We start from the raw sequence: 23,947 nt of genomic DNA on the forward strand, positions 1-23,947 counted from the left end.
CCCGAGACTCACCTCGGACCGGGCTTACGCTCGTCCCTGACGACACCATCGCCCCCACCAGCAATGCGGAGACACCGCCATGCCGTCCAACGACGCACGCATCCTTCTGTCGGCCGCCGTTCCGGCCGCTGCCGCCGGTGCCCTCGGCACCGTGATCAGCGGACTGGTCGCCGGTGGCAAGGGAGCGATCGGCGCCGTACTCGCGACCGTGGTCGTCCTCGCATTCATGGGTATCGGGCTGCTGGTGCTCCAGCGGACGGCCAAGTCCCTTCCACACCTGTTCCAGGCCATGGGTCTGCTGCTCTACACGGCGCAGATCCTGCTGCTCTTCGTCGTCATGGCGCTGCTGAAGAACACCACGTGGTTCGACTTCAAGGCCTTCGCGTTCACCCTGCTCGGCGTCACCATCGTCTGGATCGCCGCGCAGGCCCGGGCCTACATGAAGGCCAAGATCCTCTACGTCGACCCCAAGAACTCGGGGCCCAAGACGTGAGGAGTAGGGCCGGGATAAAGCGGTGTTCGGCTTCCTGCTATCGTCCGGTGCCAACTGCGGCACTGCGGGCGCGGGCATCCGAGCTGACGCCTGTCCCAGCGCGAGGCTCGACGCCGAACCGCCGCCCCCTTATCCGTAAGACCAGTCCAGTGCCGACCCGCGGCTGCGCGCCGCGCCGACACAACGAGGTTGCCGTACCTATGCGCCACGCTGAAGGAGCCCGCGGTGAGTGCTGACCAGACGCTTGCCTTCGACCCGGATTGCCACATCTTCTCTGGATGTGGCTTCCCGGCGCCGGGCCTGCACACGTTCATGTACGAGCCCATCGGCACGGTGGCCGGCATCGAGATCACCAAGCCGATGCTGCTCGCCGTCCTGGGCTCCATCGTGGTGATCGGGTTCTTCTGGGCCGCGTTCAACAAGCCCAAGGTCGTCCCGGGCAAGCTGCAGATGGTCGGCGAGGCCGGCTACGACTTCGTGCGCCGCGGCATCGTCTACGACATCATCGGCAAGAAGGACGGCGAGAAGTACGTCCCCTTCATGGTGTCGCTGTTCTTCTTCGTGTGGATCATGAACCTCTGGTCCATCATCCCGCTGGCCCAGTTCCCGGTCACCTCGCTGATCGCCTTCCCGGCCGGTCTCGCGCTGATCGTCTACATCATGTGGGTCTCGCTGACGTTCAAGAAGCACGGCTTCGTCGGCGGCTGGAAGAACATCACCGGCTACGACAAGTCGCTCGGCCCGATCCTTCCGCTCATCGTGGTGCTCGAGTTCCTCTCGAACATGCTGATCCGGCCCTTCACGCACGCGGTCCGACTGTTCGCGAACATGTTCGCCGGTCACCTGCTCATCGTGATGTTCTCGCTGGCCACGTACTACCTCCTGAACGGCATCGGCTTCGTCTACGCCGGCGCGTCGTTCCTGATGGTGATCATCATGACCGCCTTCGAGCTCTTCATCCAGGCGGTTCAGGCGTACGTCTTCGTCCTCCTGTCCTGCAGCTACATCCAGGGCGCGCTCTCCGAGCACCACTGAGCCGGGCCGCGGCCCAGCAGCTTCACCCGAACCCAGCAGTCGTCCGGTGGCCAACCCCCACCGGGTCATTGAAAGAGAAGGAAGTAACGGCATGTCCGCTGCTCTCGAAATGATCAACCTCGCCGCCCCCGGTGACACCGCCAAGTCGACCGTCGTCGGCAACGTCGCCTCCATCGGTTACGGTCTCGCGGCCATCGGCCCCGGCGTCGGCGTCGGCATCATCTTCGGTAACGGCACCCAGGCCCTCGCCCGTCAGCCCGAGGCCGCCGGTCTGATCCGTACCAACCAGATCATGGGCTTCGCCTTCTGTGAGGCGCTCGCCCTCATCGGCATCGTCATGGGCTTCGTCTACCAGTAAGCCGCACTGACAGACCGAACCTTTTTTACGGAAGGCACTGATGTGAACGCTCTGCTTCTTGCGCAGGAGGGGGAGGCCCAGCCTCCACTCCTCCCGCATCTTGACGAGCTCGTCATCGGCCTGATCGCCTTCGTCATCGTCTTCGGCTTCCTCGCCAAGAAGCTCCTCCCGACCATCAACAAGGTTCTGGACGAGCGGCGCGAGGCCATCGAGGGCGGCATCGAGAAGGCCGAGTCGGCCCAGATCGAGGCCCAGAGTGTGCTGGACCAGTACAAGGCCCAGCTCGCCGAGGCCCGCCACGAGGCCGCGCGTCTTCGCCAGGAGGCGACGGAGCAGGGCACCGCTCTCATCCACGAGATGAAGGCGGAAGGCCAGCGGCAGCGTGAAGAGATCATCGCGGCCGGCCACGCCCAGATCGAGGCCGACCGCAAGGCGGCGTCCGCGGCCCTGCGCCAGGACGTCGGCAAGCTCGCCACGGATCTGGCTGCCAAGCTGGTCGGCGAGTCCCTGGAGGACCACGCCCGTCAGAGCCGCACGATCGACCGGTTCCTCGACGAGCTCGAGGAGAAGGCCGAGGCCGTCCGATGAACGGAGCGAGCCGCGAAGCACTGGCCGCCGCCCGCGAGGCCCTCGACGCGCTGACGGACAACACGTCCGTGAACGCGACGACCCTCGCCGACGAGCTGGCCGCCGTCACCGCGCTCCTCGACCGTGAGGTGTCGCTGCGTCGGGTCCTGACCGACCCCGCACAGCCGGGTGAGGCCAAGGCCGCGCTCGCGCAGCGACTGCTCACCGGTCAGGTGGGCGGCGAGACCGTCGACCTGGTCTCCGGCATGGTCCGTTCCCGCTGGTCCCAGTCGCGCGACCTGGTCGACGCGACCGAGGAGCTGGCGAACGTCGCCGACCTCACCGCTGCGCAGCAGGCCGGTGACCTGGACGACGTCGAGGACGAGCTGTTCCGGTTCGGCCGGATCGTCACCTCCAGCAAGGAGCTCCGCTCCGCGCTGACGGACAAGGCCGCGACCGCCACCGCCAAGGGCGAGCTGCTGCGCAGCCTGCTCGGCGGCAAGGCCCGGCCCGCCACCGAGCGACTGATCGTCCGACTGGTGACCCAGCCGCGTGGACGTAGCCTGGAACAGGGAATCGAATCCCTGTCCAAGCTCGCCGCGGCGCGCCGGGACCGGATGGTCGCGGTCGTCACCTCGGCGGTCCCGCTGTCCGACCAGCAGAAGCAGCGCCTCGGCGCGGTCCTGGCGAAGCTGTACGGCCGCCAGATGCATCTGAACCTGGACGTGGACCCCGAGGTCCTCGGCGGGATCACGGTGCGGGTCGGCGACGAGGTCATCGACGGCACCATCGCGGAGCGCCTCGCCGAGGCGACCCGTCGACTGGCCGGCTGACGGCAGCACAACTCAACAAGCATCACTGCGGCCCGGTTGGGCCGTGCACATTGCAGAAGATTCCTGGGGGTCGGCCCCCAGACCCCCAAGAAAACTTCGGGCCCAACAAGGAGAGCAGGGAACCCAGATGGCGGAGCTCACGATCCGGCCGGAGGAGATCCGGGACGCGCTGGACACCTTCGTCCAGTCGTACCAGCCGGACGCGGCCTCGCGCGAGGAGGTCGGCACGGTCAGCCTGGCCGGCGACGGCATCGCGAAGGTCGAGGGTCTTCCCTCGGCCATGGCGAACGAGCTGCTGAAGTTCGAGGACGGCACCCTCGGCCTCGCGCTGAACCTGGAAGAGCGCGAGATCGGTGCGATCGTCCTCGGCGAGTTCAGCGGCATCGAGGAGGGCCAGACGGTGCAGCGCACCGGCGAGGTCCTCTCGGTCGGTGTCGGTGAGGGCTACCTGGGTCGCGTCGTCGACCCGCTCGGCAACCCGATCGACGGTCTCGGCGAGATCGCGGTCGAGGGTCGCCGCGCCCTCGAGCTGCAGGCGCCCGGCGTCATGCAGCGCAAGTCCGTCCACGAGCCGATGGAGACCGGCTACAAGGCCGTCGACGCCATGACCCCGGTCGGCCGCGGTCAGCGTCAGCTGATCATCGGCGACCGCCAGACCGGCAAGACCGCCCTGGCCGTCGACACGATCATCAACCAGCGCGACAACTGGCGCTCGGGCGACGTGAACAAGCAGGTCCGCTGCATCTACGTCGCCGTGGGCCAGAAGGGCTCCACCATCGCGTCCGTCCGTGCCGCCCTCGAAGAGGCCGGCGCGCTCGAGTACACGACGATCGTCGCCGCCCCGGCGTCCGACCCGGCCGGCTTCAAGTACCTTGCGCCGTACACCGGTTCGGCCATCGGTCAGCACTGGATGTACCAGGGCAAGCACGTCCTGATCGTCTTCGACGACCTGTCGAAGCAGGCCGACGCCTACCGCGCCGTGTCCCTGCTGCTGCGCCGCCCGCCGGGCCGTGAGGCCTACCCGGGTGACGTCTTCTACCTGCACTCCCGTCTGCTCGAGCGCTGCGCCAAGCTCTCGGACGACCTGGGCGCGGGCTCGATGACCGGTCTGCCGATCGTCGAGACCAAGGCCAACGACGTCTCGGCGTTCATCCCGACCAACGTCATCTCCATCACCGACGGCCAGTGCTTCCTGGAGTCCGACCTGTTCAACGCCGGCCAGCGTCCGGCCCTGAACGTCGGTATCTCCGTCTCCCGTGTGGGTGGTTCCGCCCAGCACAAGGCGATGAAGCAGATCTCCGGCCGCCTCCGTGTGGACCTGGCCCAGTTCCGTGAGCTGGAGGCCTTCGCCGCCTTCGGTTCCGACCTGGACGCCGCGTCGAAGGCGCAGCTGGAGCGCGGTCAGCGCATGGTCGAGCTGCTCAAGCAGGCTCAGTACCAGCCGATGCCGACCGAGAACCAGGTCGTCTCCATCTGGGCCGGCACCACCGGCAAGATGGACGACGTCCCGGTGGGCGACATCCGCCGCTTCGAGGCCGAGCTGCTGGCGTACCTGCGTCAGAGCCACTCGGGCCTGATGACCTCCATCCGTGAGGGCGGCAAGATGTCGGACGACACGCTGACGGCCGTCGGCGACGCGATCGCGGAGTTCAAGAAGCAGTTCGAGACGTCTGACGGCAAGCTGCTCGGCGCGGACGCCACCGTCAACGTCTCGAAGTGACGACGGAAGGGACCTGACTCATGGGAGCGCAGCTCCGGGTCTACAAGCGTCGCATCAAATCCGTCACCGCGACGAAGAAGATCACCAAGGCGATGGAGATGATCGCCGCCTCGCGCGTCGTCAAGGCGCAGCGCAAGGTGCAGGCGTCGACTCCGTACGCGACCGAGCTCACTCGCGCGGTCACCGCGGTGGCCACGGGTGCGAACGACAAGCACCCGCTGACCACCGAGACGGAGAACCCGACCCGTGCCGCGGTACTGCTCCTCACGAGCGACCGCGGTCTGGCCGGCGCCTTCAACTCCAACGCCATCAAGGCGGCGGAGCGGCTCATCAAGAAGCTCGAGGGCGAGGGCCGCGAGGTCGACGTGTACGTCGTCGGCCGCCGTGGTGTCGCGCACTTCAACTTCCGTGAGCGCAAGCTGGCCGACACCTGGTCCGGCTTCACGGACGAGCCGTCGTACGCGGACGCCAAGAAGATCGGCGAGCCGCTGATCGAGGCGATCGAGAAGGACACGGCCGAGGGCGGCGTGGACGAGCTCCACATCGTCTACACCGAGTTCGTCTCGATGATGACGCAGACGGCGGTCGAGGCCCGGCTGCTGCCCCTCAGCCTCGACGAGGTCGCGAAGGAGGCCGGCGCGACGGACACCCTCCGTCCGCTGTACGACTTCGAGCCGTCGGCGGAGGACGTCCTCGACGCCCTTCTGCCGCGCTACGTCGAGAGCCGGATCTACAACGCGCTGCTTCAGTCCTCGGCTTCGAAGCACGCCGCCACGCGGCGCGCGATGAAGTCGGCGACCGACAACGCGGGTGAGCTGATCACCAGCCTCACCCGACTTGCCAACGCGGCCCGCCAGGCCGAAATCACCCAGGAAATCAGCGAGATCGTCGGTGGCTCCGCAGCCCTGGCCGACGCGACCGCGGGGAGTGACAAGTAATGACGACCACTGTTGAGACGGCCGCCGCCACGGGCCGCGTCGCCCGGGTCATCGGCCCGGTCGTCGACGTGGAGTTCCCCGTCGACGCGATGCCGGAGATCTACAACGCGCTGCACGTCGACGTGCCGGACTCCGCCGGCGAGGGCACCAAGACGCTGACCCTCGAGGTCGCGCAGCACCTCGGTGACGGCCTGGTCCGCACCATCTCGATGCAGCCCACCGACGGTCTGGTCCGCCAGGCCCCGGTGACCGACACGGGCTCGGCCATCACCGTCCCGGTCGGCGACGTCACCAAGGGCAAGGTGTTCAACACCCTGGGCGAGGTCCTCAACGAGGACGCGTCCACGGTCGCGAACGCCGAGCGCTGGGGCATCCACCGCACCGCTCCGGCCTTCGACCAGCTCGAGTCGAAGACCGAGATGTTCGAGACCGGCCTGAAGGTCGTCGACCTTCTCACCCCGTACGTCAAGGGTGGAAAGATCGGTCTGTTCGGTGGCGCCGGTGTCGGCAAGACCGTTCTGATCCAGGAAATGATCGTTCGTGTGGCCAAGCTGCACGAGGGCGTGTCGGTCTTCGCGGGCGTCGGTGAGCGCACCCGTGAGGGCAACGACCTCATGGTCGAGATGGAGGAGGCCGGCGTTCTCGACAAGACCGCGCTGGTCTTCGGCCAGATGGACGAGCCCCCGGGCACCCGTCTGCGCGTCGCCCTGGCCGGTCTGACCATGGCGGAGTACTTCCGCGATGTGCAGAAGCAGGACGTGCTGTTCTTCATCGACAACATCTTCCGCTTCACCCAGGCCGGTTCCGAGGTCTCCACGCTGCTCGGCCGCATGCCGTCCGCCGTGGGTTACCAGCCGAACCTGGCCGACGAGATGGGTCTCCTCCAGGAGCGCATCACGTCGACCCGTGGTCACTCGATCACCTCGATGCAGGCGATCTACGTCCCCGCCGACGACCTCACCGACCCGGCGCCGGCGACCACCTTCGCCCACCTCGACGCGACGACGGTTCTCTCCCGTCCGATCTCCGAGAAGGGCATCTACCCGGCCGTGGACCCGCTGGACTCCACGTCCCGGATCCTGGACCCGCGCTACATCGCGCAGGACCACTACGAGGCCGCCATGCGCGTCAAGGGGATCCTCCAGAAGTACAAGGACCTCCAGGACATCATCGCGATCCTCGGTATCGACGAGCTCAGCGAGGAGGACAAGCTCGTCGTGCACCGCGCGCGTCGTGTCGAGCGCTTCCTGTCGCAGAACACCCACGCGGCGAAGCAGTTCACCGGTGTGGACGGCTCGGACGTTCCGCTGGACGAGTCGATCGCCGCGTTCAACGCGATCTGCGACGGCGAGTTCGACCACTTCCCGGAGCAGGCCTTCTTCATGTGTGGTGGTCTCGAGGACCTCAAGAAGAACGCCAAGGAGCTCGGCGTCTCCTGAGCCCCGTGCTCATGAGGGGGCGGGTTCGCCCCGCCCCCTCACCTCGCCCCCATTAGAATTGACCCCAACACCCGGCGACCGCCGGGTGGTGACCCGAGGAGCCACCCTTGGCTGCTGAGCTGCACGTCGAGCTGGTCGCCGCGGACCGGAGTGTCTGGTCCGGCGAGGCCACCCTGGTCATCGCGCGTACCACCTCCGGCGACATCGGCGTCATGCCCGGCCACCAGCCGCTGCTGGGTGTGCTGGAGTCGGGCCCGGTGACCATCCGTACGAGCGAGGGCGCGACCGTCGTCGCGGCCGTGCACGGCGGATTCGTCTCGTTCGCCGACGACAAGCTGTCTCTGCTCGCGGAGATCGCCGAGCTGGCCGACGAGATCGACGCCCAGCGCGCGGAGCGCGCCCTGGAGCGCGCGAAGACGGAGGAGGACGCCGTCGCCGAGCGGCGCGCCGAGGTCCGGCTGCGCGCGGTGGCGGTCCGCTAGCGGACCGCGCCGAGAGTTGTGCCCTCAGCCGCGGTACGGCTGGAATCTTCCAGACCGTACCGCGGCTGAGGCGATGCAGATGCAGATGCTGGTGTTCGCTTACGGGACGTTGCGAGGAGGTCGGTGGAGATGTTCCTCGCCCTGCTTGTGAGCGGCCTGGTCGTCGCACTGGTGGTGATCGGGCTGTTCGTGTTCGGTCTGCGCCGGCGGCTGATCCAGCGCTCCGGCGGCACGTTCGACTGCTCCCTGCGCTGGAACATCCCCGACGAGCCGGACCTGACCGGCAAGGGCTGGGTGTACGGCGTCGCGCGCTACAGCGGCGACCGCATCGCCTGGTTCCGCGTCTTCTCCTACGCGCCCCGGCCCCGCCGTGTCCTCGAGCGCTCCCAGATCGAGGTGCTGGCCCGCCGGATGCCGGAGGGCGAGGAGGAGCTGGCGCTGCTGTCCGACGCCGTCGTGCTCGGCTGTCTCCATCAGGGGACCCGCCTGGAGCTGGCGATGAGCGAGGACGCGCTGACCGGTTTCCTGGCCTGGCTGGAGGCGGCCCCGCCCGGACAACGAGTCAATGTCGCATAAGAAGGGGGTCTCGTTGGATGGGGGTACCCCCGGACGGAGTCTGGGGGAGGGTGAACGTGGCGTGACGCCCCCGCCCGAGGAACTCGTACGGCCCGGTGAGTGCCATGTGTGGACCGCCCGGGCCGTTTCCGTGCGCGCCTCCGGCGCGCCGGCCTTGCTGAAACTGCTCGACGCGGGGGAGCGGGCCCGGTACGAGGCCTTCCTCCGGGACGAGCCGCGTGGCCTGTATCTGACCGCGCACGCCCTGCTGCGCGATCTGGTCGGCGCCCAGCTGGACCTCGATCCCGCGGAGCCGTCCTTCGCCGCGGTGTGCCGGACCTGCACCTCCGGCGGGCACGGCAAGCCCGTCCTGCCGGGCTCCCCGCTGCACCTCTCGCTGTCCCACGCGGGGGACCAGGTGGCGGTGGCACTGACGTACGCCGGTCCGGTCGGCGTGGACATCGAGGAGATCGGGCGGGTCGGCGACCCGCCGCTCACGGTGCTCTCGGCCGAGGAGCGGGCCGCGTACGACCGGCTGCCGGCGGGGGAGCGGGCCGGCGGCTTCACCCGCTACTGGGCCCGCAAGGAAGCGGTGCTCAAGGCCACCGGCGACGGGCTGAGCGTCGACCCGGCGCTGCTCACGGTGAGCGCCCCCGACGCGCCCGCGGCCCTGCTGTCCTGGGCGGAACGCGCACAGCCGCACCCGCCGGTGCGGCTGTACGACGTTCCGGCGCCGGACGACTACGCGGCGGCCGTGGCGGTGCTCGGCGACGGCTGCCGGGTGGTCCGGCACGAGGTGGCGTACGACGGGGACGGCGTGCTGCGCCGCCCCCGCCGCGCCGGGGACGGCGTGCTGCGCCGCCCCCGCCGCGCCGGGGACTAGTTCAGCCCCGAGTTGATCGCGCTCACCAGCTCGCCGTTGCCGGTGTCGCCGCTGAACTCCCAGAAGAACGCGCCTCCCAGGCCCTGGTTCTTGGCCCAGCCCATCTTGGACGTGACCGTGGCCGGGGTGTCGTAGCTCCACCAGTTGCTGCCGCACTTGGCGTAGGCGGTGCCGGCGACGGTGCCGGTGGCCGGGCAGCTGTTCTTCAGGACCTTGTAGTCCTCGATCCCCTGCTCGTACGTGCCCTGCGCCGGTCCGGTGGCGGTGCCGCCGGGCGCGGCCTGGGTGACGCCGGTCCAGCCGCGGCCGTAGAAGCCGATGCCGAGCAGCAGCTTGTTCGCCGGAACGCCCTTGGCCTTGAACTTGGCGATCGCCTCGGCGGAGTTGAAGCCCGCCTGGGGGATGCCGGCGTACGAGGTGAGCGGGGAGTGCGGGGCCGTCGGGCCCTGCGCCGCCCAGGCGCCGAAGAAGTCGTACGTCATCACGTTGAACCAGTTCATGTACGGCGCGGCGCCCGCGTAGTCGGCGGCGTCGATCTTGCCGCCGGACGAGGCGTCGGCCGTGACGGCCGCGGTGACCAGGGCGTTGGCGCCGAACTTGGCGCGCATCGCCGACATCATGTTCTTGAACGCGGCCGGCCCGCTGGTGTCACAGCTCAGACCGCAGGCGTTCGGGTACTCCCAGTCCAGGTCGATGCCGTCGAAGACGTCGGCCCAGCGCGGGTCCTCCACCAGGTCGTGGCAGGACTGGGCGAAGGCCGCCGGGTTCTGCACGGCCTGGCCGAAGCCGCCGGACCAGGTCCAGCCGCCGAAGGACCAGAGGATCTTGATGTGGGGGTAGGCCTTCTTCAGCTTGCGCAGCTGGTTGAAGTTGCCGCGCAGCGGCTGGTCCCAGGTGTCGGCGACGCCGTCGACGGACTGGTCGGCGGTGTAGGCCTTGTCGTAGTCGGCGTAGGAGTCACCGATGGTGCAGCGGCCGCCCTGGACGTTGCCGAAGGCGTAGTTGATGTGCGTGATCTTGGCCGCGGAGCCCGAGGTGACCAGGTTCTTCACGTGGTAATTGCGGCCGTAGACACCCCAGTTGGTGAAGTAGCCCATCTTCACGGTGTCGCCGGGCGGCGGCGGGTCGTCGCCGCCGGTGGTGCGGACGGACGCGGCGCCGCTGGCCGGGCCGGTCTGGTCGATGGTGTCGCGGGCGACGACCGTGTAGCTGTAGTCGGTGCCGGCGGTCAGCCCCGTGTTGGTGTAGGTCAGACCGGTGACCGTGGCGACCTTGTTGCCGTCGCGCAGGACGTCGTAGTTCTTGACGCCCTTGTCGTCGGTGGCGGCGGTCCAGGTCAGTTTGACCGAGGTGTTGCCGATGTCGGAGGCCACGGGCGTGCCGGGGGCGGACGGCGGTGCGTCGCCGGGCTGCGAACCGCCGTCGCAGGAACCGCCGTTGACCTTGCAGCCGGACGGCGAGCCGGAGCCGGTGCCGTTGAAGCCGAAGGAGATGGAGGCGCCGGGGGCGAGGGTGCCGTTCCAGCCGACGTTCTTGGCGGTCCAGTGGGTGCCGGAGCCGGTGACGGTCGCGTCCCAGGCGGAGGTGACGGCGGTGCCGGAGGGGTAGTCCCACTCGACGGTCCAGGAGGAGAGCGTGGTGGTGCCGGTGTTCTTCACCGTCCACTTGCCCTCGAAGCCGGAGCCCCAGTCGGAGACCTTGGTGTACGTGGCGGTGGCGGAGGTGGCGGCCTCCGCCGGGGAGGCGAGGCCGACCATCGCGGCCAGGGGCAGGATCAGGGCGGTCAGACCAGCGGCGGCCCGTTGTCTGAGGCCTGTTCTGCGCGTCGGTGCTTGAGTGCTCAACGGTGCTCCTCAAGTTCGCGGAACGGACAGGGTGGGGGTGGTCCGTAGTACTTGCGCGCGCCGAGAGCGTAGGAAGGTCTGGACCAATCGTCAAGAGGTCCAGACCATCGCCGGAGTGTTCGGTTCGGTAATCCGTCAGACGCCCAACTCCTGCGCCAGCACCGCCGCTTGCACCCTGCTGCGCAGATCCAGCTTCCCCAGCACCTTGCTGACGTGCGTCTTCACCGTCGCCTCCGCCATCCCGAGCCGCTCGGCGATCTGCGCGTTCGACAGCCCCTGCCCCAGACACGCCAGCACCTCCCGCTCCCGTCGCGTCAGCACGTCCAGTACCGACGGATCCGGTGCGTCCGGGGAGCGTACGGGCGTGTGCGCGGCGAACTCCGCGATCAGCCGGCGGGTCACCGCGGGTGCGATCAGGCCCTCGCCGCGGGCCACCGTGCGCACCGCCTCGATCAGGTCGGCCGCGTCGGTGTTCTTCAGCAGGAAGCCCGCGGCGCCCGCGCGCAGCGCCCCGAAGACGTACTCGTCCAGATCGAAGGTGGTCAGCACCAGCACGTCGGCCAGCCCCTCCGCGACCACGTGGCCGGTGGCGGTCACGCCGTCCATGCGGGGCATCTGCACGTCCATCAGGACGAGATCCGGCCGTAGTTCGCGGGCCAGCGCCACCGCCCGCTCACCGTCGGCGGCCTCCCCGACCACCTCGATGTCCGGGGCACTGCCCAGGATCAGCACCAGGCCCGCCCGTACCGCGCTCTGGTCCTCGGCGACCAGCACCCGGATCGTCATCCGTCCGACGTCCTCTCCTCCGCGGGCAGTTCGGCCCGCACCTGCCAGATCTTCCGGCCCTCGGCCGTGGTGACCGGCCCGGCCTCGAATTCACCGCCGAGGAGGGCGACGCGCTCGCGCATGCCCACGAGCCCCGCCCCGGAGCCCGGTGCGCGCGGTCCCGGCCGGTCCCCGAACGGGCTGGTGACCAGCACCCGCAGGGTGTGCCCGTCCTGGGTCAGGGTCACCGCGACCAGCCCGGCGGGGGCGTGCTTGAGCGCGTTGGTCAGCGACTCCTGGACGATCCGGTACGCGGCCAGCTCCACCGGCGCGGGCAGTGCGGGGCGGGCCGGGTCCCGGGTGTCGTCGAGGGCGAAGGTCAGCCCGCTGGACTCGCCGTTCGTCCCGGCCTGCGCGACCAGCGCGTCCAGGCCGGCCAGCGTGGGCGCGGCGGCCGGCTCGGCGTCGCCGCTGCTGTCGCGCAGCAGACCGATCAGCCGGCGCATCTCCGCCAGGCCCGCGACGCTGTTCTCCCGGATGACGGTCAGCGCCTGGCGGGTGGTCGCCGCGTCGTCCAGGGACAGCGCGGCGGTGGAATGGATCGCGATCGCCGACAGATGGTTGGCGACCATGTCGTGCAGCTCGCGGGCCATCCGCGCCCGTTCGGCGACGACCGCCTGGCTGCGGTCCATCTCGGCCAGCAGCGCGGTCTGCTCGGCGCGCAGCCGGGCGGCCTCGGCGGTCTGCCGGTGGTTGCGCACCACCGCACCGGTGAGGGCGGGCAGGAAGCAGACGATGCCGCTGGCCACGCCGATCAGCAGCGCTATGGCGTTCTGCCACCAGACCAGGAAGCCGATGGTGATGCCGACCGTGATCAGCCCGGTGGAGTACGGGATGCGGCGGGCGGAGGCGGGCGGGCCGTACACGACGGCGGCGTAGACCACGTCCGTGAACATCAGGATGGTCGCGATGCTGCCGTGCGTGAACTCGTTCGCGACGACCGCGAGGGTGCCGACGGCCAGCGCGGTGCGCGGCATGGTGCGGCGCACCGTCTCCGTCGCGGTCATCACGAGCAGGGGCACCAGGACGGCCCAGCGCCCGTCGATCAGCGCGTCCGGCCGGACGACGATGCCGAAGCCCCACAGCAGCAGCCCGCAGGCCAGGCCGCCGGCGGCGATGAGCAGGTCGACGCGGTGGGGTCGGGGGATTCTCACACGCCCATCCAACACGGCGCGGCCCGCGGGCACGTCGCCGTACGGACCGATCCCGCACGCGCCGCGCCTCCGCCGAAGGATGTAGCCCCACTTCGTCACCGGCGACGACGATTCCGGCCCGGCCGCACGGGACGCTGAGGGGGAACCGGAAAGGAGTTCCACCGTGATCGTCTGGCTGATCGTGATCTGTGAGGTCGGGTTCTGGGTGCTGCTGGCCGCCGGACTCGCGACCCGCTACCTGCTGAAGATGCCGCGTCTCGGCATGGCGTTCCTGCTGTGCGAGCCGCTGCTGGAGGTCGTGCTGCTCGTCGTGACGGCGATCGACCTCAAGAACGGCGCCTCGCCGGACTGGAAGCACGGCCTGGCCGCGCTGTACATCGGCTACACCGTGGGCCACGGCCACCGCACCGTGAAGTGGCTCGACGGCCACGCCGCCCACCGCCTCGGCGGCGGCCCGCCGCCGAAGAAGCCCCCGCAGTACGGCATGGCCCGCGCCCGCCACGAGGGCGAGATCTGGCTCGGCACGCTGATCGGCGGCGCCGTCGCCACCGTCCTGCTGCTGGCCGCGATGTGGTACGTCGGCGACGACGGCGACACGACCTCGCTGAAGATGTGGATGTACGGCGCCTGGCGCGCCGTCGGCATCCACGGCCTGATCGCCCTCAGCTACGCCCTCTGGCCCCGCAAGGCACCGAAGACGGAGGAGTCCTCCGCGCTCCCCGCCCGGGACCCGGAGCACGGCCCCGACCGCATGGCCGGCCGTGCGCCCGAGGACGCGGTGTCGTCGGGAGGACAACCCCCGGCCTCCGGGCAGAGGGGCGCCGCGGAGTAAGCCCGCCCCGCACCGGCCGGCCACGGGGGGCCGGCCGGCGCGGAGGCGTTCTCAGCGCTCCCCGCCCGGCACCCACAGCACGTCGCCGACCTCCTTGTTGGCCGTCCGCGCCAGGATGAAGAGCAGGTCCGAGAGGCGGTTCAGGTAGGTGGCGGTCAGGGGGTTCATCGTGTCGCCGTGGGCCTCCATCGCCGCCCACGTGGAGCGCTCCGCGCGGCGGACCACCGTGCAGGCCTGGTGCAGCAGGGCCGCGCCGGCCGTGCCGCCGGGGAGGATGAAGGAGCGGAGCTTGTCCAGGCGCTCCAGGAAGCGGTCGCAGTCCGCCTCCAGCTTGTCCACGTACGACTGCTCCACCCGCAGCGGCGGGTACTTCGGGTCCTCGACCACCGGCGTCGACAGGTCCGCGCCCACGTCGAACAGGTCGTTCTGCACGCGCGTGAGGACCTTCACGACCTCCTCGTCGAGCCCCCCGAGCGCGACGGCCGTGCCGATGACGGCATTGGCCTCGTTGGCGTCCGCGTAGGCGGCGATCCGCAGATCGGTCTTCGCGGTCCGGCTCATGTCCCCCAGGGCGGTGGTGCCCTGGTCGCCGGTACGGGTGTAGATGCGCGTCAGATTGACCATGGCCCCAGCGTAGATACCTCCCGCGGGGTGTCGTCAGTGTGACGTCCGTCAAACCGGGCGTGACGCGCATTACTTCCGGGTCACATGAAGCTCCCAGGCCGCTAATCTCCGCCGGAGAGTCATCGGTGAACAGTCGTTAAGGGGAGAACCAACGTGGCCAGGAAGCTCGCCGTCATCGGCGCCGGACTGATGGGGTCCGGAATCGCGCAGGTCTCCGCCCAGGCGGGCTGGGACGTCGTGCTGCGCGATGTCACCGACGCGGCCCTCACCCGGGGCACCGACGGCATCAAGGCCTCGTACGACAGGTTCGTCTCCAAGGGGAAGCTGGACGCGGAGGCCGCCGAGGCCGCCTACGCCCGGATCACCCCGACCACCGACCTCGACGCGGTCGCCGACGCCGATGTCGTCGTCGAGGCGGTCTTCGAGAAGCTCGAGGTCAAGCACGAGATCTTCCGCTCCCTCGACAAGATCGCCAAGGACGGCGCGGTCCTCGCCTCCAACACCTCCGCCATCCCGATCACCAAGATCGCCGCGGTGACGGAGCGCCCGGAGTCCGTCGTCGGCGTCCACTTCTTCTCGCCGGTCCCGATGATGCAGCTCGTCGAGCTGGTCCGCGGACACAAGACCAGCGACGAAGCCCTCGCCGGCGCACGGGAGTTCGCCGAGTCCGTCGGCAAGACCTGCATCGTCGTCAACCGCGACGTGGCCGGCTTCGTGACCACCCGCCTGATCTCCGCGCTGGTCGTCGAGGCCGCCAAGCTGTACGAATCGGGCGTGGCGACCGCCGAGGACATCGACCTGGCCTGCAAGCTGGGCTTCGGGCACGCCATGGGCCCGCTCGCCACGGCCGACCTCACCGGCGTCGACATCCTCGTCAACGCCACGAGCAACATCTACACCGAGTCCCAGGACGAGAAGTTCGCCCCGCCGGAGCTGATGCGCCGGATGGTGGACGCGGGTGACATCGGCCGCAAGAGCGGGCAGGGCTTCTACACGTACTGACCGCTATCACCCCGACGGGTGAATTCGGTCTCGGTTCGCTTACAAGGCGCAACGCTTCTGCCGGTCCGGCAGTCAGTTGTTGCATAGACGAAGCACTCTCGGGGAGCGCATATGCACATCAGGGGCGACCACGCCGAGCTGGTCGTCGGGGGCCGCCTCGACGTCCGCAGCGCGGCGGACGCCCGTACGGTCCTGCACTCGGCCGTCGACGACGGAGACGGAGACCTGGTCCTCGACCTGACCGGTCTCGACTCCTGGGACGCCACCGGGCTCGGGGTCATCATGGGCGCACACCGACGGGCCGGCCGCTGCGGCCGCCGGCTCGTGCTGCGTGGTGTCCCGCCCCAGATGCAGCGGCTGCTAGTGGCCACCCGGCTGCACCGCATCCTCGCCATCGAGGGCGGCCTCGCCGCCGAGTCGCTGCCGCGCGTCTGAAACGACGCGCGGGCGACCCGCCTGTGAAGCACCTGTGTGAAACCGGCGACCCGCTCAATCCTCACGAGATGGTGACGTCACGGGCGGGGCGGTACCCCGCCCGTGACGGAATGCCGTCCATCGGTCTAGGGTTCGGTCGCCCGCCGATTGACGGACCCACCAGGCGGGCACCGGACCCGAAGCGTCAGCGAGCGTGCAGAACGGCCGGGAGGGGCACGGCGCGCACCGCTTTTTTGGGGGCATTCACCATGGACCCGATCCACCGGGGACCGGAGGAGTACGGCAAGGACGGCGAGCGCACGGGCGCGGCCGCCGGTGCTCGGCGTGGTCCCCGCGACCCGCTGACGTCCGACTTCGGCCAGTCCGCACCCCCCGTCGTCCGTACGGTCAAACTCGTCGTCGGCGACCTGCTGCTCACCGTCAACCCGGTCGACGGCAGCGAGATCGAGGCCTGCCCGCCCGGAGACCGGCCGCAGCCGCCGCGCCGCCGCACCGCCGAGGAACGCGCCGACCACGCCCGCGCCTCCGCCCCGCCCGTACCGCCCGGCCCCGCCGTGCCCCGCCCGCCGCTCCTGGAGCGCCAGGAGGAGCGCGAGCGGCTCGTCCAGCTGCTCTCCCGGGGCCGCAGCGCCCGCGTCACCGGACCGGCCGGCTCCGGCCGCAGCCGGCTCCTCGACGAGGTCGCCGCGGACTGCACCGACCTCGCCCCCGACGGCGTCGTGCGCCTCTCCGGTTACCACCGCACCGCCACCGAGCTGCTGCACGACCTGCTCGGCACGGTCATGCACCTGCCCGCGTACCGCCCCGACCGCGCCGAGGTGCTCGACCTCGTCCGAGAGATCGGCGCGATCGTCGTCGTCGACGACCTCGAACTCGGCGGCGCCGCCCTCGACGAACTGCTCACCGCCACCCCCGAGTGCGCCTACCTGCTCGCCGCCGCCCCCGACGTCGCCGCGCCCTCCGCCGACGCGCACGTCGAGGAGGTCGCCCTCGCCGGCCTCGGCCGGGCCTCCGCCCTGGAGCTCCTCGAGGCGACCGTCGGCCGCACCCTCACCGACGACGAGGCCAACTGGGCCGGCGACCTCTGGTTCGAGTCCGAGGGCCTGCCGCTGCGCTTCGTCCAGGCCGGAGCCCTGCTGAGGCAGCGCGACCGGCTGCGCAGCGGGCCCGAGCAGAACGACGCCTTCGACGAGTTCGACGCCTTCGGCGCGCTCGACGACGCCTTCGGCGACGCCGGCCGGCCCGGCGACGGCGGCACCCGCGTCCACGTCTCCGGCATACCCGGGGCGGCGGACGGCACCGACGTCCCGCTGCCCACCCTCGGCGAGGGCGCCGCCCCCGCGGCCCTGCTCGCCTCCCGGCTCGGCCAGTCCGCCCAGGACACCCTGCGGTTCGCCGTCGCCCTCGGCGGCGAGGTCCCGCACCCCGCGCACCTGCCCGCCCTCGTCGGCGACACCCACGCCGACGCCGCGCTCGGCGAACTCACCGGCGCCGGACTGCTCAGCCCGGTCGGCGCCCGCTACCGCCTCGCGCCCGGCGTGCTCACCCAGCTCGTCGCCTCCGGCTACGCCGAGGACACCGTCGGCCGCGCGCACACCGTCGCCCAGCACTACGCCTGGTGGGCCGGCCACCCCTCCGTCACCCCCGAACGCGCCGCCGCCGAGGCGGACGCGCTGGGCTGCGCGCTCACCGTGCTGCTGCCCAGCCAGGAGGCCGGGCACGCCAGCGCCGCCGTGCTGCTCGCCCGCAGCGCCGCGCCCGTCTTCGCCTCCGGGCTGCACTGGGGCGCCTGGGAGCGCGCCCTGCGGGCCGGCCAGGAGGCCGCCCGGCGGGCCGGGGAGGTCGCGGAGGAGGCGTACTTCCACCACGAGCTGGGCGTCCTCGCACTGTGTTCCGGCAACCTGGAGCGGGCCCGCGCCGAGCTGGAGGCCTCCATCGCGCTGCGCGGCGCGCTCGCCGACAAGCGCGGCACCGTCGCCGGGCGGCGGGCGCTGGCCCTCGTCGCGGACCGCGGCGGCAGCCCGTCGCCGGTGCCGGGCGACCTGTACGAGGAGCCGGCCGCGGCGGCCGTCGACACGACGACGGCGCTCGTGAAGGATCGCGCGCCGTTCCCGACCGTCCAGCACTTCCCGGACTTCCCCGACGACGGGCCGACCGTGGCCCTGACCGGCACCGCCACCCCCGAACCGGCCGCAGGACCCGCCCGCCGCGGCCTCCTCGGCACCCGCCGCAACCTGATCGCCGCGGGCGCGGGCGCGCTGCTGGTCGCGGTGCTCGGCACCGTGGTCACCCTCGGCGCGACGTCCGGCGAGGGCGAGGACCCCGGCTCCAACCGGGTCACCTCCGACCAGACCACGGGCGAGGACGGCTACGGCGACGGCTACGACACGGAGACGCCCGACGAGACCGCCACCCCGGACGCCACCCCGGACCCCTCCGGCGAGGCCACCCCGGGCGAGAGCGGTTCCCCCACCGGCTCCGCCGCCACGGACCCGAGGGACTCCACCACCGGCGGCACCTCCACCGAGCCGGGCACCCCGACGAGCACGGGCGGCACGACGACCAAGCCCACCAAGACCACGAAGCCGGGTACGCCGACGACCGGCGGAACGACGTCCGGCAGCCCGTCCGGCGGCACGCCCACGGGCGGCACCGACGGCGGTACGACCACCGACGGCGGCACGACGACGGACGGTGGGACCACGACGGACGGTGGGACGACGACCGACGGCGGGACGACGGACGGCGGGACCACCGACGGCGGCACGACGACCGACGGCGGCACGACGACGGACGGCGGGGCGACCGGGGGCGCCGCCTCCACGGGAGGCAGCCCCACCGGCCTCTGAGTCCCGCACGGACGACGGCCCCCGCCCGGCTCTCGCCGGACGGGGGCCGTCACACGTGGGGGGCGCTCAGAACAGCCGCAGCTTGTCGTCCTCGATGCCGCGCAGGGCGTCGTAGTCCAGGACCGCGCAGTCGATGCCGCGGTCCGTCGCCAGCACGCGGGCCTGCGGCTTGATCTCCTGCGCGGCGAAGACGCCCTTCACCGGCGCGAGGTGCGGGTCGCGGTTCAGCAGCTCCAGGTAGCGGGTCAGCTGCTCGACGCCGTCGATCTCGCCGCGCCGCTTGATCTCCACCGCGACCGTCGCGCCGTCGGCGTCCCGGCACAGGATGTCCACCGGGCCGATCGCCGTCGGGTACTCGCGGCGGATCAGCGTCCAGCCCTCGCCGAGCGTCTCGATCCGGTCGGCGAGCAGCTCCTGCAGGTGCGCTTCCACGCCGTCCTTGATGAGGCCCGGGTCGACACCGAGTTCGTGGGAGGAGTCGTGCATGATCTCCTCCATCGTGATGATCAGTTTCTCGCCCGCTTTGTTCACCACGGTCCAGACGCCCTCTTCGCCGTCCACGCCCTCCTTGAGCGTGCACGGCGGGGACATCCAATTGAGCGGTTTGTACGCGCGGTCGTCCGCGTGGATGGAGACGCTGCCGTCCGCCTTCACCAGGATCAGTCGGGGTGCAGAGGGCAGATGGGCGGTGAGCCGGCCCGCGTAGTCCACGGAACAACGGGCAATGACGAGACGCATGGTGCGCAACGCTACAAGACCTCCGCTCCTCCGCGCGATTCGCGCCTAAACTCCCGTTCGTTATTGGCCGGTTGTGTTCCCAATCTCCTGGTGCGGTCAGGACGGCACGCTTACCGTGTTAGCAGGAGGTCGCCACCCGTGCACTCTGCGTTGCGGACGGGGGTCCTCCAGTCCTGCCCGGAAGACCCCGCCGCGGGCGGGGTCGCGAGAGGAGTACACATGTCGCTCGACGTCTCACCGGCGCTGTTGGAACAGGCCGAGCGAGGCGAGGTCGACGAAGCCGACTTCGTCGACTGCGTCCGGACCTCCCTGCCCTACGCGTGGGAGATGATCAGCTCTCTGGTGGCCCAGCTGAAGGTGGACGGCGGAGAGTTCGCCGACAACCAGACGCCGCCGCCGGACGAGCAGGCGCGCGGCCAGTTGCTGCGTGCGCTGGCGAGCGACGCGATCCGTGGTGCGCTGCAGCGGCACTTCGGCGTGCGTCTCGCCTTCCAGAACTGCCACCGTGTGGCGGTCTTCCCGCTGGACGCCGCGGCGGACGAGCGGCTGGCCCGCTTCACCTCCGTCCGGGGACAGCTGCTCAACCAGTCACCGGAACTGCGCGACTGCTGATGGCCCGCGACCGCTGATGTCTTGTGCCGCCGCTCCCGCAGCGGAGGAGGTCCCTGACGGGGGAGATCCTTCCGGTGCGGGAGCGGAGGTCCGCGGTCGCCGGCGCGCGGACGGGCCGCCGGCTCAGCTCAGCAGCGGCAGGACCTCCGCGCCCACCCTCCGGACGTTCTCCTCCGTGGCCGCGAGGTCGCCCGAGCCCTCCGCGAGCAGCGCGAAGCGGGTGATCCCGGTGCGCTCGGCGGTGGCCGCCAGCCGGTCGGCGGCGACCCGCGGGGTGCCCACCGGGTGCAGCCCGCACAGCAGTTCCGTGTACGCCACCGGGTCCCGCATCGCGCGGTACCGGCCGTCCACCGTCACATGCGCGTCGAGCCCCTGCTTCAGCCAGCCGGGCATCGCCTTGACCAGCGCCTCCGCCGCGTCCTCCGTACGGTCCGCGAGCTGCACCACACCGGCCGAGACATGGCCCCGCCCGATCCGCTCGATCTCCCCGGGGCTCCGGCCGGCGTCCCGCGCGTACCGCCGCCAGGCGGCGACCGTCTCCGCCTTCTCCTCGTCCCCGCAGTGCATCCCGAGCAGCATCGGCAGCCCGCGCTCCGCGGCCAGCCGCACACTGTTGCGCGAGGTGCAGGCGACCACGACCTCCGGGCCCTCCTCGCCGCCCACCAGCTCGTCCGCCCGCGGCACCACCGCCACCTCGCGGAACGCGTACCGCTCGCCGTCCGCCCCGACCCGCGGCTCGCCCAGCCACCGCAGCAGCAGGTCCAGCGACTCCGGGAACCCGTTGTCGTACGCCTCCAGCCCCGCGCCGAAGACCTCCAGGTCCACCCACGGCCCGCCCCGGCCCACGCCCAGCGTGAACCGCCCGCCGGAGGTGAGATGGAGCAGCGCCGCCTGCTCGCCGAGCGCCACCGGATGGGCCGTCGGCAGCACGCTCACCGCCGTGCCGACCCGGATCCGGCGTGTCCGCCCCAGCAGCAGCGCGGCCAGCGTCACCGCGGACGGGCACACGCCGTACGGCACGAAGTGGTGCTCCGCCAGCCAGACCGAGTCGAGCCCGCACTCCTCCACGAGCTCGGCCGTCCGCACCGCCCGGTGCAGCGCCTCCCCCGGCCCCTGGCCCGGGAACTGGGCGGCCAGAACAAACGTACCCACGCGCATCGCTACTGCCTCCTTGCGGCCGACGCGGTACTCCCCCTTGTACGCATCAACGCCTGCACGTGCCAAAGGCAACGGGCACGCGGCAAGTTGTTGCGATTTTCCGGTAACACCGCCGTCCGGGTGGGCCGGAGCGGCCTGGCCCGGCCCGTACGCTGGAGGGAGCCGACCGTCGTCCCCTGCCCTGTGAGGTGTTCCGTGTCCCCGCGTCGCAACCGCTCCCGAGGCGGCGAGAAGCCGGCGGCCCAGCAGGACGAGCCGGGCGACCGCTACGGAGGCGCGCAGCGGAGCGAGACCTGGCAGGGCGAGGAGTGGTACGTCCGCCTCGTGGCCGGCGCCAGCTCCCCGGGCAAGCGGTACCGCTGCCCCGGCTGCGACCAGGAGATCCCGTCGGGCGCGCCGCACGTGGTGGCCTGGCCGGAGTACGGGGGAGTGGACGACCGGCGGCACTGGCACAAGGCGTGCTGGAACGCGAAGGACCGCCGCACCTCGCGGGTGCAGCGGTCCCGGAACGCGCCGCGCTACTGAACGCCCGGCCGGAGCGGCGTCACACGTCCTGCGCGCGCATCGCCGCGTACGCGGCGCCGAGGGCGAGGCCGGTGACGCCGATGAGGATCAGTACCGGCTCCCAGCCGGACGGGCCGTCGGCGCCGAACGGCGGGACGTCGGCGTACAGCGCGATCATCTGCGAGGGCACGGCGTACGTGAACAGCGCCTCCTGGAGGCCCTGCAGGGACTCCGTGAACATGAACAGTCCCGCCACCAGCGGCAGCAGCAGCACCCCGATCATGATCGTGATGGCGCCCGCGGAGTGCCGGATGATCGTGCCGACGGCCATCGAGAGCAGTCCCAGCAGGGCGATGTAGAGCCCGGCGCCGACGGTGGCCCGCAGCCACGCCCCGGCGTCCTGTTCGGGCCCGCCCACCAGCCCGTACTGGGCCACCGCGACCAGCGTCGCGGTGACGGTGGTGATGGCGAAGACCAGCAGGAAGAAGACGATCGCCTTGGCGGCCAACACCCGGCCGCGGCTGGGGCAGGCGGTCAGCGTGGTGCGGATCATGCCGGTGCCGTACTCGGAGGCGATGGTCAGCACGCCGAGGGTGATCACGCAGATCGAGCCCGGCAGCAGACCGAAGAAGCCGAGCCCGAGGGCCGGGTCGCTCTCGGTGCCCACACCGCTGGCGGCGACCAGCGCGGCGACGCCGATGCCGATGGAGACCATCAGCAGCACCAGCACGCCGAGCGTCCACATCGTGGAGCGCACCGAGCGGATCTTGGTCCACTCGGAGGCGAGCGCGTCGCCGAGATGGGCCCGGCGCACCGGGATGGGGGAGACGTAGACGGGGGCGTACACGCCGGGGGCGGGCGCGCCGGCCTGCTGCGCCGGGGGAGTGGTCATCGGGCGTCCTCGGGCTCGTCCTGGGTCGCGTAGGGGTTCTGTCCGGGCGGCGGCGGGGCGTAGAAGCCCTCCTGCGGCACCTCCGGGACCACCGGCTCGGGCGGGGACGTCCAGCCGTCCTCGGGCTCCGGAGGCCGCAGCCCGGCGAGCTGGTCCTCCGTGGAGCGGTAGTCGACGGCGCTCTGCGTCAGCCGCATGTACGCCTCCTCCAGGGAGGCCTGGTGCGGCGACAGCTCCCAGAGCCGTACGTCCGCCCCGTGCGCGAGGTCGCTGATGCGGGGCAGCGGCAGCCCGGTCACCCGCAGCGCGCCGTCCCGCTCGGAGAGCACCCGGCCGCCCGCCCCGGTGAGCGCGGCGGCCAGCTTCTCGCGCTGCTCGGGGGCGTCCTGCGGGGTGCGGACGCGGGCGAAGTCGGCGGAGTTGGCGGCGATGAAGTCCGGGACGCTCATGTCGGCGAGCAGCCGGCCGCGGCCGATCACGATCAGATGGTCGGCGGTCAGCGCCATCTCGCTCATCAGGTGGCTGGAGACGAACACCGTCCGCCCCTCGGCGGCCAGCTTCTTCATCAGGTTCCGCACCCAGAGGATGCCCTCCGGGTCCAGCCCGTTGACCGGCTCGTCGAAGAGCAGCACCTGCGGGTCGCCGAGCAGCGCGGCCGCGATGCCGAGTCGCTGCCCCATGCCCAGCGAGTAGCCCTTGGACCGCTGTCGGGCCACGTCCTGCAGGCCGACGACCCCGAGCACCTCGTCGACCCGCTGCGGCGGGATCCCGGCCAGCTGGGCCAGCGACAGCAGATGGTTCCGAGCGCTCCGCCCGCCGTGCACGGCCTTGGCGTCCAGCAGCGCCCCGACCTGCCGGGGCGCGTTGGGCAGCTCCCGGTAGGGGTGGCCGCCGATGGTGACGTGGCCGGCGGTGGGCGCGTCGAGCCCGAGGATCATGCGCATGGTCGTCGACTTCCCGGAGCCGTTGGGCCCCAGGAATCCGGTGACGGCGCCGGGCCGCACCTGGAACGAAAGGTCGTCCACGGCCGTCTTGGCGCCGTAGCGCTTGGTCAGGCCGACTGCCTCGATCATTCTCCAGCCCCATCGACAGGTCGGTCGGTGTCGGGGCGATGGCCCCTGGGCCCAAGGCCCCGTACGAGTGAGGAGCCTATCGTCGTGCGGACGGTTCCACGG

The 23,947-nt window shown here is 71.1% G+C and carries 25 protein-coding genes; 17 read left to right on the forward strand and 8 right to left on the reverse strand.

Going from position 1 to position 23,947, the window contains the following annotated elements; translation table 11 throughout:
- Positions 1 to 79 precede the first annotated feature (79 nt).
- From ABZO31_RS23000 to ABZO31_RS23050, 11 genes are all read left to right on the forward strand, one after another.
- A complete protein-coding gene (locus tag ABZO31_RS23000) occupies positions 80 to 493 on the forward strand; it encodes a hypothetical protein (RefSeq protein ID WP_406863151.1) in 414 nt (137 codons plus the stop codon).
- 225 nt (positions 494 to 718) lie between these two features.
- Positions 719 to 1,528 carry a F0F1 ATP synthase subunit A gene (gene atpB / locus ABZO31_RS23005; protein WP_406863152.1) on the forward strand — a complete coding sequence of 270 codons (810 nt, stop codon included), beginning with the start codon at positions 719 to 721 and terminating at the stop codon, positions 1,526 to 1,528.
- Positions 1,529 to 1,619: 91 nt separating this feature from the next.
- On the forward strand, positions 1,620 to 1,886 hold the full coding sequence (gene atpE / locus ABZO31_RS23010; RefSeq protein WP_351653806.1) for an ATP synthase F0 subunit C: 267 nt from the start codon (positions 1,620 to 1,622) through the stop codon (positions 1,884 to 1,886).
- A 42-nt stretch (positions 1,887 to 1,928) separates the two neighbouring features.
- A complete protein-coding gene (locus ABZO31_RS23015) occupies positions 1,929 to 2,474 on the forward strand; it encodes a F0F1 ATP synthase subunit B (protein ID WP_406863153.1) in 546 nt (181 codons plus the stop codon).
- The gene (locus tag ABZO31_RS23020) at positions 2,471 to 3,286 is read left to right on the forward strand and encodes a F0F1 ATP synthase subunit delta (protein WP_406863154.1); all 816 of its coding nucleotides are present in this window, start codon (positions 2,471 to 2,473) and stop codon (positions 3,284 to 3,286) included. The genes ABZO31_RS23015 and ABZO31_RS23020 overlap by 4 nt, the downstream gene beginning before the upstream one ends.
- A gap of 127 nt (positions 3,287 to 3,413) precedes the next feature.
- Positions 3,414 to 5,006 (forward strand): F0F1 ATP synthase subunit alpha, encoded by a 1,593-nt coding sequence (gene atpA / locus ABZO31_RS23025; protein ID WP_406863155.1) that lies wholly within the window; start codon positions 3,414 to 3,416, stop codon positions 5,004 to 5,006.
- Between the two features lie 20 nt (positions 5,007 to 5,026).
- Complete coding sequence (locus ABZO31_RS23030) at positions 5,027 to 5,944, forward strand: F0F1 ATP synthase subunit gamma (protein WP_406863156.1); 918 nt, start codon at positions 5,027 to 5,029, stop codon at positions 5,942 to 5,944.
- Complete coding sequence (gene atpD, locus ABZO31_RS23035; RefSeq protein ID WP_406863157.1) at positions 5,944 to 7,383, forward strand: F0F1 ATP synthase subunit beta; 1,440 nt, start codon at positions 5,944 to 5,946, stop codon at positions 7,381 to 7,383. The genes ABZO31_RS23030 and atpD overlap by 1 nt, the downstream gene beginning before the upstream one ends.
- A 107-nt stretch (positions 7,384 to 7,490) precedes the next feature.
- Positions 7,491 to 7,865 carry a F0F1 ATP synthase subunit epsilon gene (locus ABZO31_RS23040; RefSeq protein ID WP_393643321.1) on the forward strand — a complete coding sequence of 125 codons (375 nt, stop codon included), beginning with the start codon at positions 7,491 to 7,493 and terminating at the stop codon, positions 7,863 to 7,865.
- 129 nt (positions 7,866 to 7,994) lie between these two features.
- The gene (locus tag ABZO31_RS23045; RefSeq protein ID WP_406865444.1) at positions 7,995 to 8,441 is read left to right on the forward strand and encodes a DUF2550 domain-containing protein; all 447 of its coding nucleotides are present in this window, start codon (positions 7,995 to 7,997) and stop codon (positions 8,439 to 8,441) included.
- A gap of 61 nt (positions 8,442 to 8,502) precedes the next feature.
- Positions 8,503 to 9,303 carry a 4'-phosphopantetheinyl transferase family protein gene (locus tag ABZO31_RS23050; RefSeq protein WP_406863158.1) on the forward strand — a complete coding sequence of 267 codons (801 nt, stop codon included), beginning with the start codon at positions 8,503 to 8,505 and terminating at the stop codon, positions 9,301 to 9,303.
- On the opposite strand, the gene ABZO31_RS23055 is transcribed toward ABZO31_RS23050, so the two are convergent.
- From ABZO31_RS23055 to ABZO31_RS23065, 3 genes are all read right to left on the reverse strand, one after another.
- On the reverse strand, positions 9,300 to 11,147 hold the full coding sequence (locus ABZO31_RS23055; protein ID WP_406863159.1) for a glycoside hydrolase family 18 chitinase: 1,848 nt from the start codon (positions 11,145 to 11,147) through the stop codon (positions 9,300 to 9,302). The genes ABZO31_RS23050 and ABZO31_RS23055 overlap by 4 nt on opposite strands.
- Positions 11,148 to 11,282: 135 nt before the next feature.
- Positions 11,283 to 11,933, reverse strand: a complete 651-nt coding sequence (locus ABZO31_RS23060) for a response regulator (RefSeq protein WP_406863160.1) — start codon at positions 11,931 to 11,933, stop codon at positions 11,283 to 11,285.
- Positions 11,930 to 13,126, reverse strand: a complete 1,197-nt coding sequence (locus ABZO31_RS23065) for a sensor histidine kinase (protein ID WP_406863161.1) — start codon at positions 13,124 to 13,126, stop codon at positions 11,930 to 11,932. The genes ABZO31_RS23060 and ABZO31_RS23065 overlap by 4 nt, the downstream gene beginning before the upstream one ends.
- Before the next feature lie 163 nt (positions 13,127 to 13,289).
- Here ABZO31_RS23065 and ABZO31_RS23070 point away from each other — a divergent pair, with 163 nt between their 5' ends.
- The gene (locus ABZO31_RS23070; protein WP_406863162.1) at positions 13,290 to 13,958 is read left to right on the forward strand and encodes a hypothetical protein; all 669 of its coding nucleotides are present in this window, start codon (positions 13,290 to 13,292) and stop codon (positions 13,956 to 13,958) included.
- 51 nt (positions 13,959 to 14,009) lie between these two features.
- Here the strand turns inward: ABZO31_RS23070 and ABZO31_RS23075 are convergent, their stop codons facing one another.
- Positions 14,010 to 14,582 carry a cob(I)yrinic acid a,c-diamide adenosyltransferase gene (locus ABZO31_RS23075; RefSeq protein ID WP_406863163.1) on the reverse strand — a complete coding sequence of 191 codons (573 nt, stop codon included), beginning with the start codon at positions 14,580 to 14,582 and terminating at the stop codon, positions 14,010 to 14,012.
- Positions 14,583 to 14,735: 153 nt separating this feature from the next.
- On the opposite strand from ABZO31_RS23075, the gene ABZO31_RS23080 reads away from it, so the two are divergent.
- From ABZO31_RS23080 to ABZO31_RS23090, 3 genes are all read left to right on the forward strand, one after another.
- Positions 14,736 to 15,584 carry a 3-hydroxyacyl-CoA dehydrogenase family protein gene (locus tag ABZO31_RS23080; RefSeq protein WP_406863164.1) on the forward strand — a complete coding sequence of 283 codons (849 nt, stop codon included), beginning with the start codon at positions 14,736 to 14,738 and terminating at the stop codon, positions 15,582 to 15,584.
- A gap of 111 nt (positions 15,585 to 15,695) precedes the next feature.
- Positions 15,696 to 16,019 carry an STAS domain-containing protein gene (locus tag ABZO31_RS23085; RefSeq protein ID WP_153484418.1) on the forward strand — a complete coding sequence of 108 codons (324 nt, stop codon included), beginning with the start codon at positions 15,696 to 15,698 and terminating at the stop codon, positions 16,017 to 16,019.
- Between the two features lie 248 nt (positions 16,020 to 16,267).
- The gene (locus ABZO31_RS23090; RefSeq protein ID WP_406863165.1) at positions 16,268 to 18,868 is read left to right on the forward strand and encodes an ATP-binding protein; all 2,601 of its coding nucleotides are present in this window, start codon (positions 16,268 to 16,270) and stop codon (positions 18,866 to 18,868) included.
- A 66-nt stretch (positions 18,869 to 18,934) separates the two neighbouring features.
- Here ABZO31_RS23090 and nucS read toward each other — a convergent pair whose 3' ends face one another.
- Entirely contained in the window at positions 18,935 to 19,606 is a 672-nt protein-coding gene (gene nucS / locus ABZO31_RS23095) for an endonuclease NucS (protein ID WP_406863166.1), read from the reverse strand.
- A gap of 219 nt (positions 19,607 to 19,825) precedes the next feature.
- Between nucS and ABZO31_RS23100 the strand changes: the two genes are divergently transcribed.
- Positions 19,826 to 20,218: an SCO5389 family protein gene (locus ABZO31_RS23100; RefSeq protein WP_406863167.1), complete on the forward strand. Its 393-nt coding sequence runs from the start codon at positions 19,826 to 19,828 to the stop codon at positions 20,216 to 20,218.
- A gap of 123 nt (positions 20,219 to 20,341) precedes the next feature.
- On the opposite strand, the gene ABZO31_RS23105 is transcribed toward ABZO31_RS23100, so the two are convergent.
- Complete coding sequence (locus ABZO31_RS23105) at positions 20,342 to 21,376, reverse strand: LLM class flavin-dependent oxidoreductase (protein ID WP_406863168.1); 1,035 nt, start codon at positions 21,374 to 21,376, stop codon at positions 20,342 to 20,344.
- Between the two features lie 195 nt (positions 21,377 to 21,571).
- Between ABZO31_RS23105 and ABZO31_RS23110 the strand changes: the two genes are divergently transcribed.
- On the forward strand, positions 21,572 to 21,901 hold the full coding sequence (locus ABZO31_RS23110; protein WP_406863169.1) for an ATP/GTP-binding protein: 330 nt from the start codon (positions 21,572 to 21,574) through the stop codon (positions 21,899 to 21,901).
- Positions 21,902 to 21,920: 19 nt separating this feature from the next.
- Here ABZO31_RS23110 and ABZO31_RS23115 read toward each other — a convergent pair whose 3' ends face one another.
- Positions 21,921 to 22,772 (reverse strand): ABC transporter permease subunit, encoded by an 852-nt coding sequence (locus tag ABZO31_RS23115; RefSeq protein WP_406863170.1) that lies wholly within the window; start codon positions 22,770 to 22,772, stop codon positions 21,921 to 21,923.
- Entirely contained in the window at positions 22,769 to 23,845 is a 1,077-nt protein-coding gene (locus ABZO31_RS23120) for an ABC transporter ATP-binding protein (protein ID WP_406863171.1), read from the reverse strand. The genes ABZO31_RS23115 and ABZO31_RS23120 overlap by 4 nt, the downstream gene beginning before the upstream one ends.
- Positions 23,846 to 23,947: the final 102 nt, after the last annotated feature.

It is taken from the genome of Streptomyces solicamelliae (genome assembly GCF_045348655.1).
GTDB lineage: Bacteria > Actinomycetota > Actinomycetes > Streptomycetales > Streptomycetaceae > Streptomyces > Streptomyces solicamelliae.

Coding starts and splice junctions, on each gene's coding strand:
- atpD (WP_406863157.1), top strand. CDS start 5,944: ATGACGACCACTGTTGAGACGGCCGCCGCCACGGGCCGCGTCGCCCGG.
- ABZO31_RS23085 (WP_153484418.1), top strand. CDS start 15,696: ATGCACATCAGGGGCGACCACGCCGAGCTGGTCGTCGGGGGCCGCCTC.
- atpA (WP_406863155.1), top strand. CDS start 3,414: ATGGCGGAGCTCACGATCCGGCCGGAGGAGATCCGGGACGCGCTGGAC.
- ABZO31_RS23115 (WP_406863170.1), bottom strand. CDS start 22,772: ATGACCACTCCCCCGGCGCAGCAGGCCGGCGCGCCCGCCCCCGGCGTG.
- nucS (WP_406863166.1), bottom strand. CDS start 19,606: ATGCGTCTCGTCATTGCCCGTTGTTCCGTGGACTACGCGGGCCGGCTC.
- ABZO31_RS23020 (WP_406863154.1), top strand. CDS start 2,471: ATGAACGGAGCGAGCCGCGAAGCACTGGCCGCCGCCCGCGAGGCCCTC.
- ABZO31_RS23105 (WP_406863168.1), bottom strand. CDS start 21,376: ATGCGCGTGGGTACGTTTGTTCTGGCCGCCCAGTTCCCGGGCCAGGGG.
- ABZO31_RS23000 (WP_406863151.1), top strand. CDS start 80: ATGCCGTCCAACGACGCACGCATCCTTCTGTCGGCCGCCGTTCCGGCC.
- ABZO31_RS23100 (WP_406863167.1), top strand. CDS start 19,826: ATGTCGCTCGACGTCTCACCGGCGCTGTTGGAACAGGCCGAGCGAGGC.
- ABZO31_RS23090 (WP_406863165.1), top strand. CDS start 16,268: ATGGACCCGATCCACCGGGGACCGGAGGAGTACGGCAAGGACGGCGAG.
- atpE (WP_351653806.1), top strand. CDS start 1,620: ATGTCCGCTGCTCTCGAAATGATCAACCTCGCCGCCCCCGGTGACACC.
- ABZO31_RS23060 (WP_406863160.1), bottom strand. CDS start 11,933: ATGACGATCCGGGTGCTGGTCGCCGAGGACCAGAGCGCGGTACGGGCG.
- ABZO31_RS23045 (WP_406865444.1), top strand. CDS start 7,995: ATGTTCCTCGCCCTGCTTGTGAGCGGCCTGGTCGTCGCACTGGTGGTG.
- ABZO31_RS23030 (WP_406863156.1), top strand. CDS start 5,027: ATGGGAGCGCAGCTCCGGGTCTACAAGCGTCGCATCAAATCCGTCACC.
- ABZO31_RS23120 (WP_406863171.1), bottom strand. CDS start 23,845: ATGATCGAGGCAGTCGGCCTGACCAAGCGCTACGGCGCCAAGACGGCC.
- ABZO31_RS23075 (WP_406863163.1), bottom strand. CDS start 14,582: ATGGTCAATCTGACGCGCATCTACACCCGTACCGGCGACCAGGGCACC.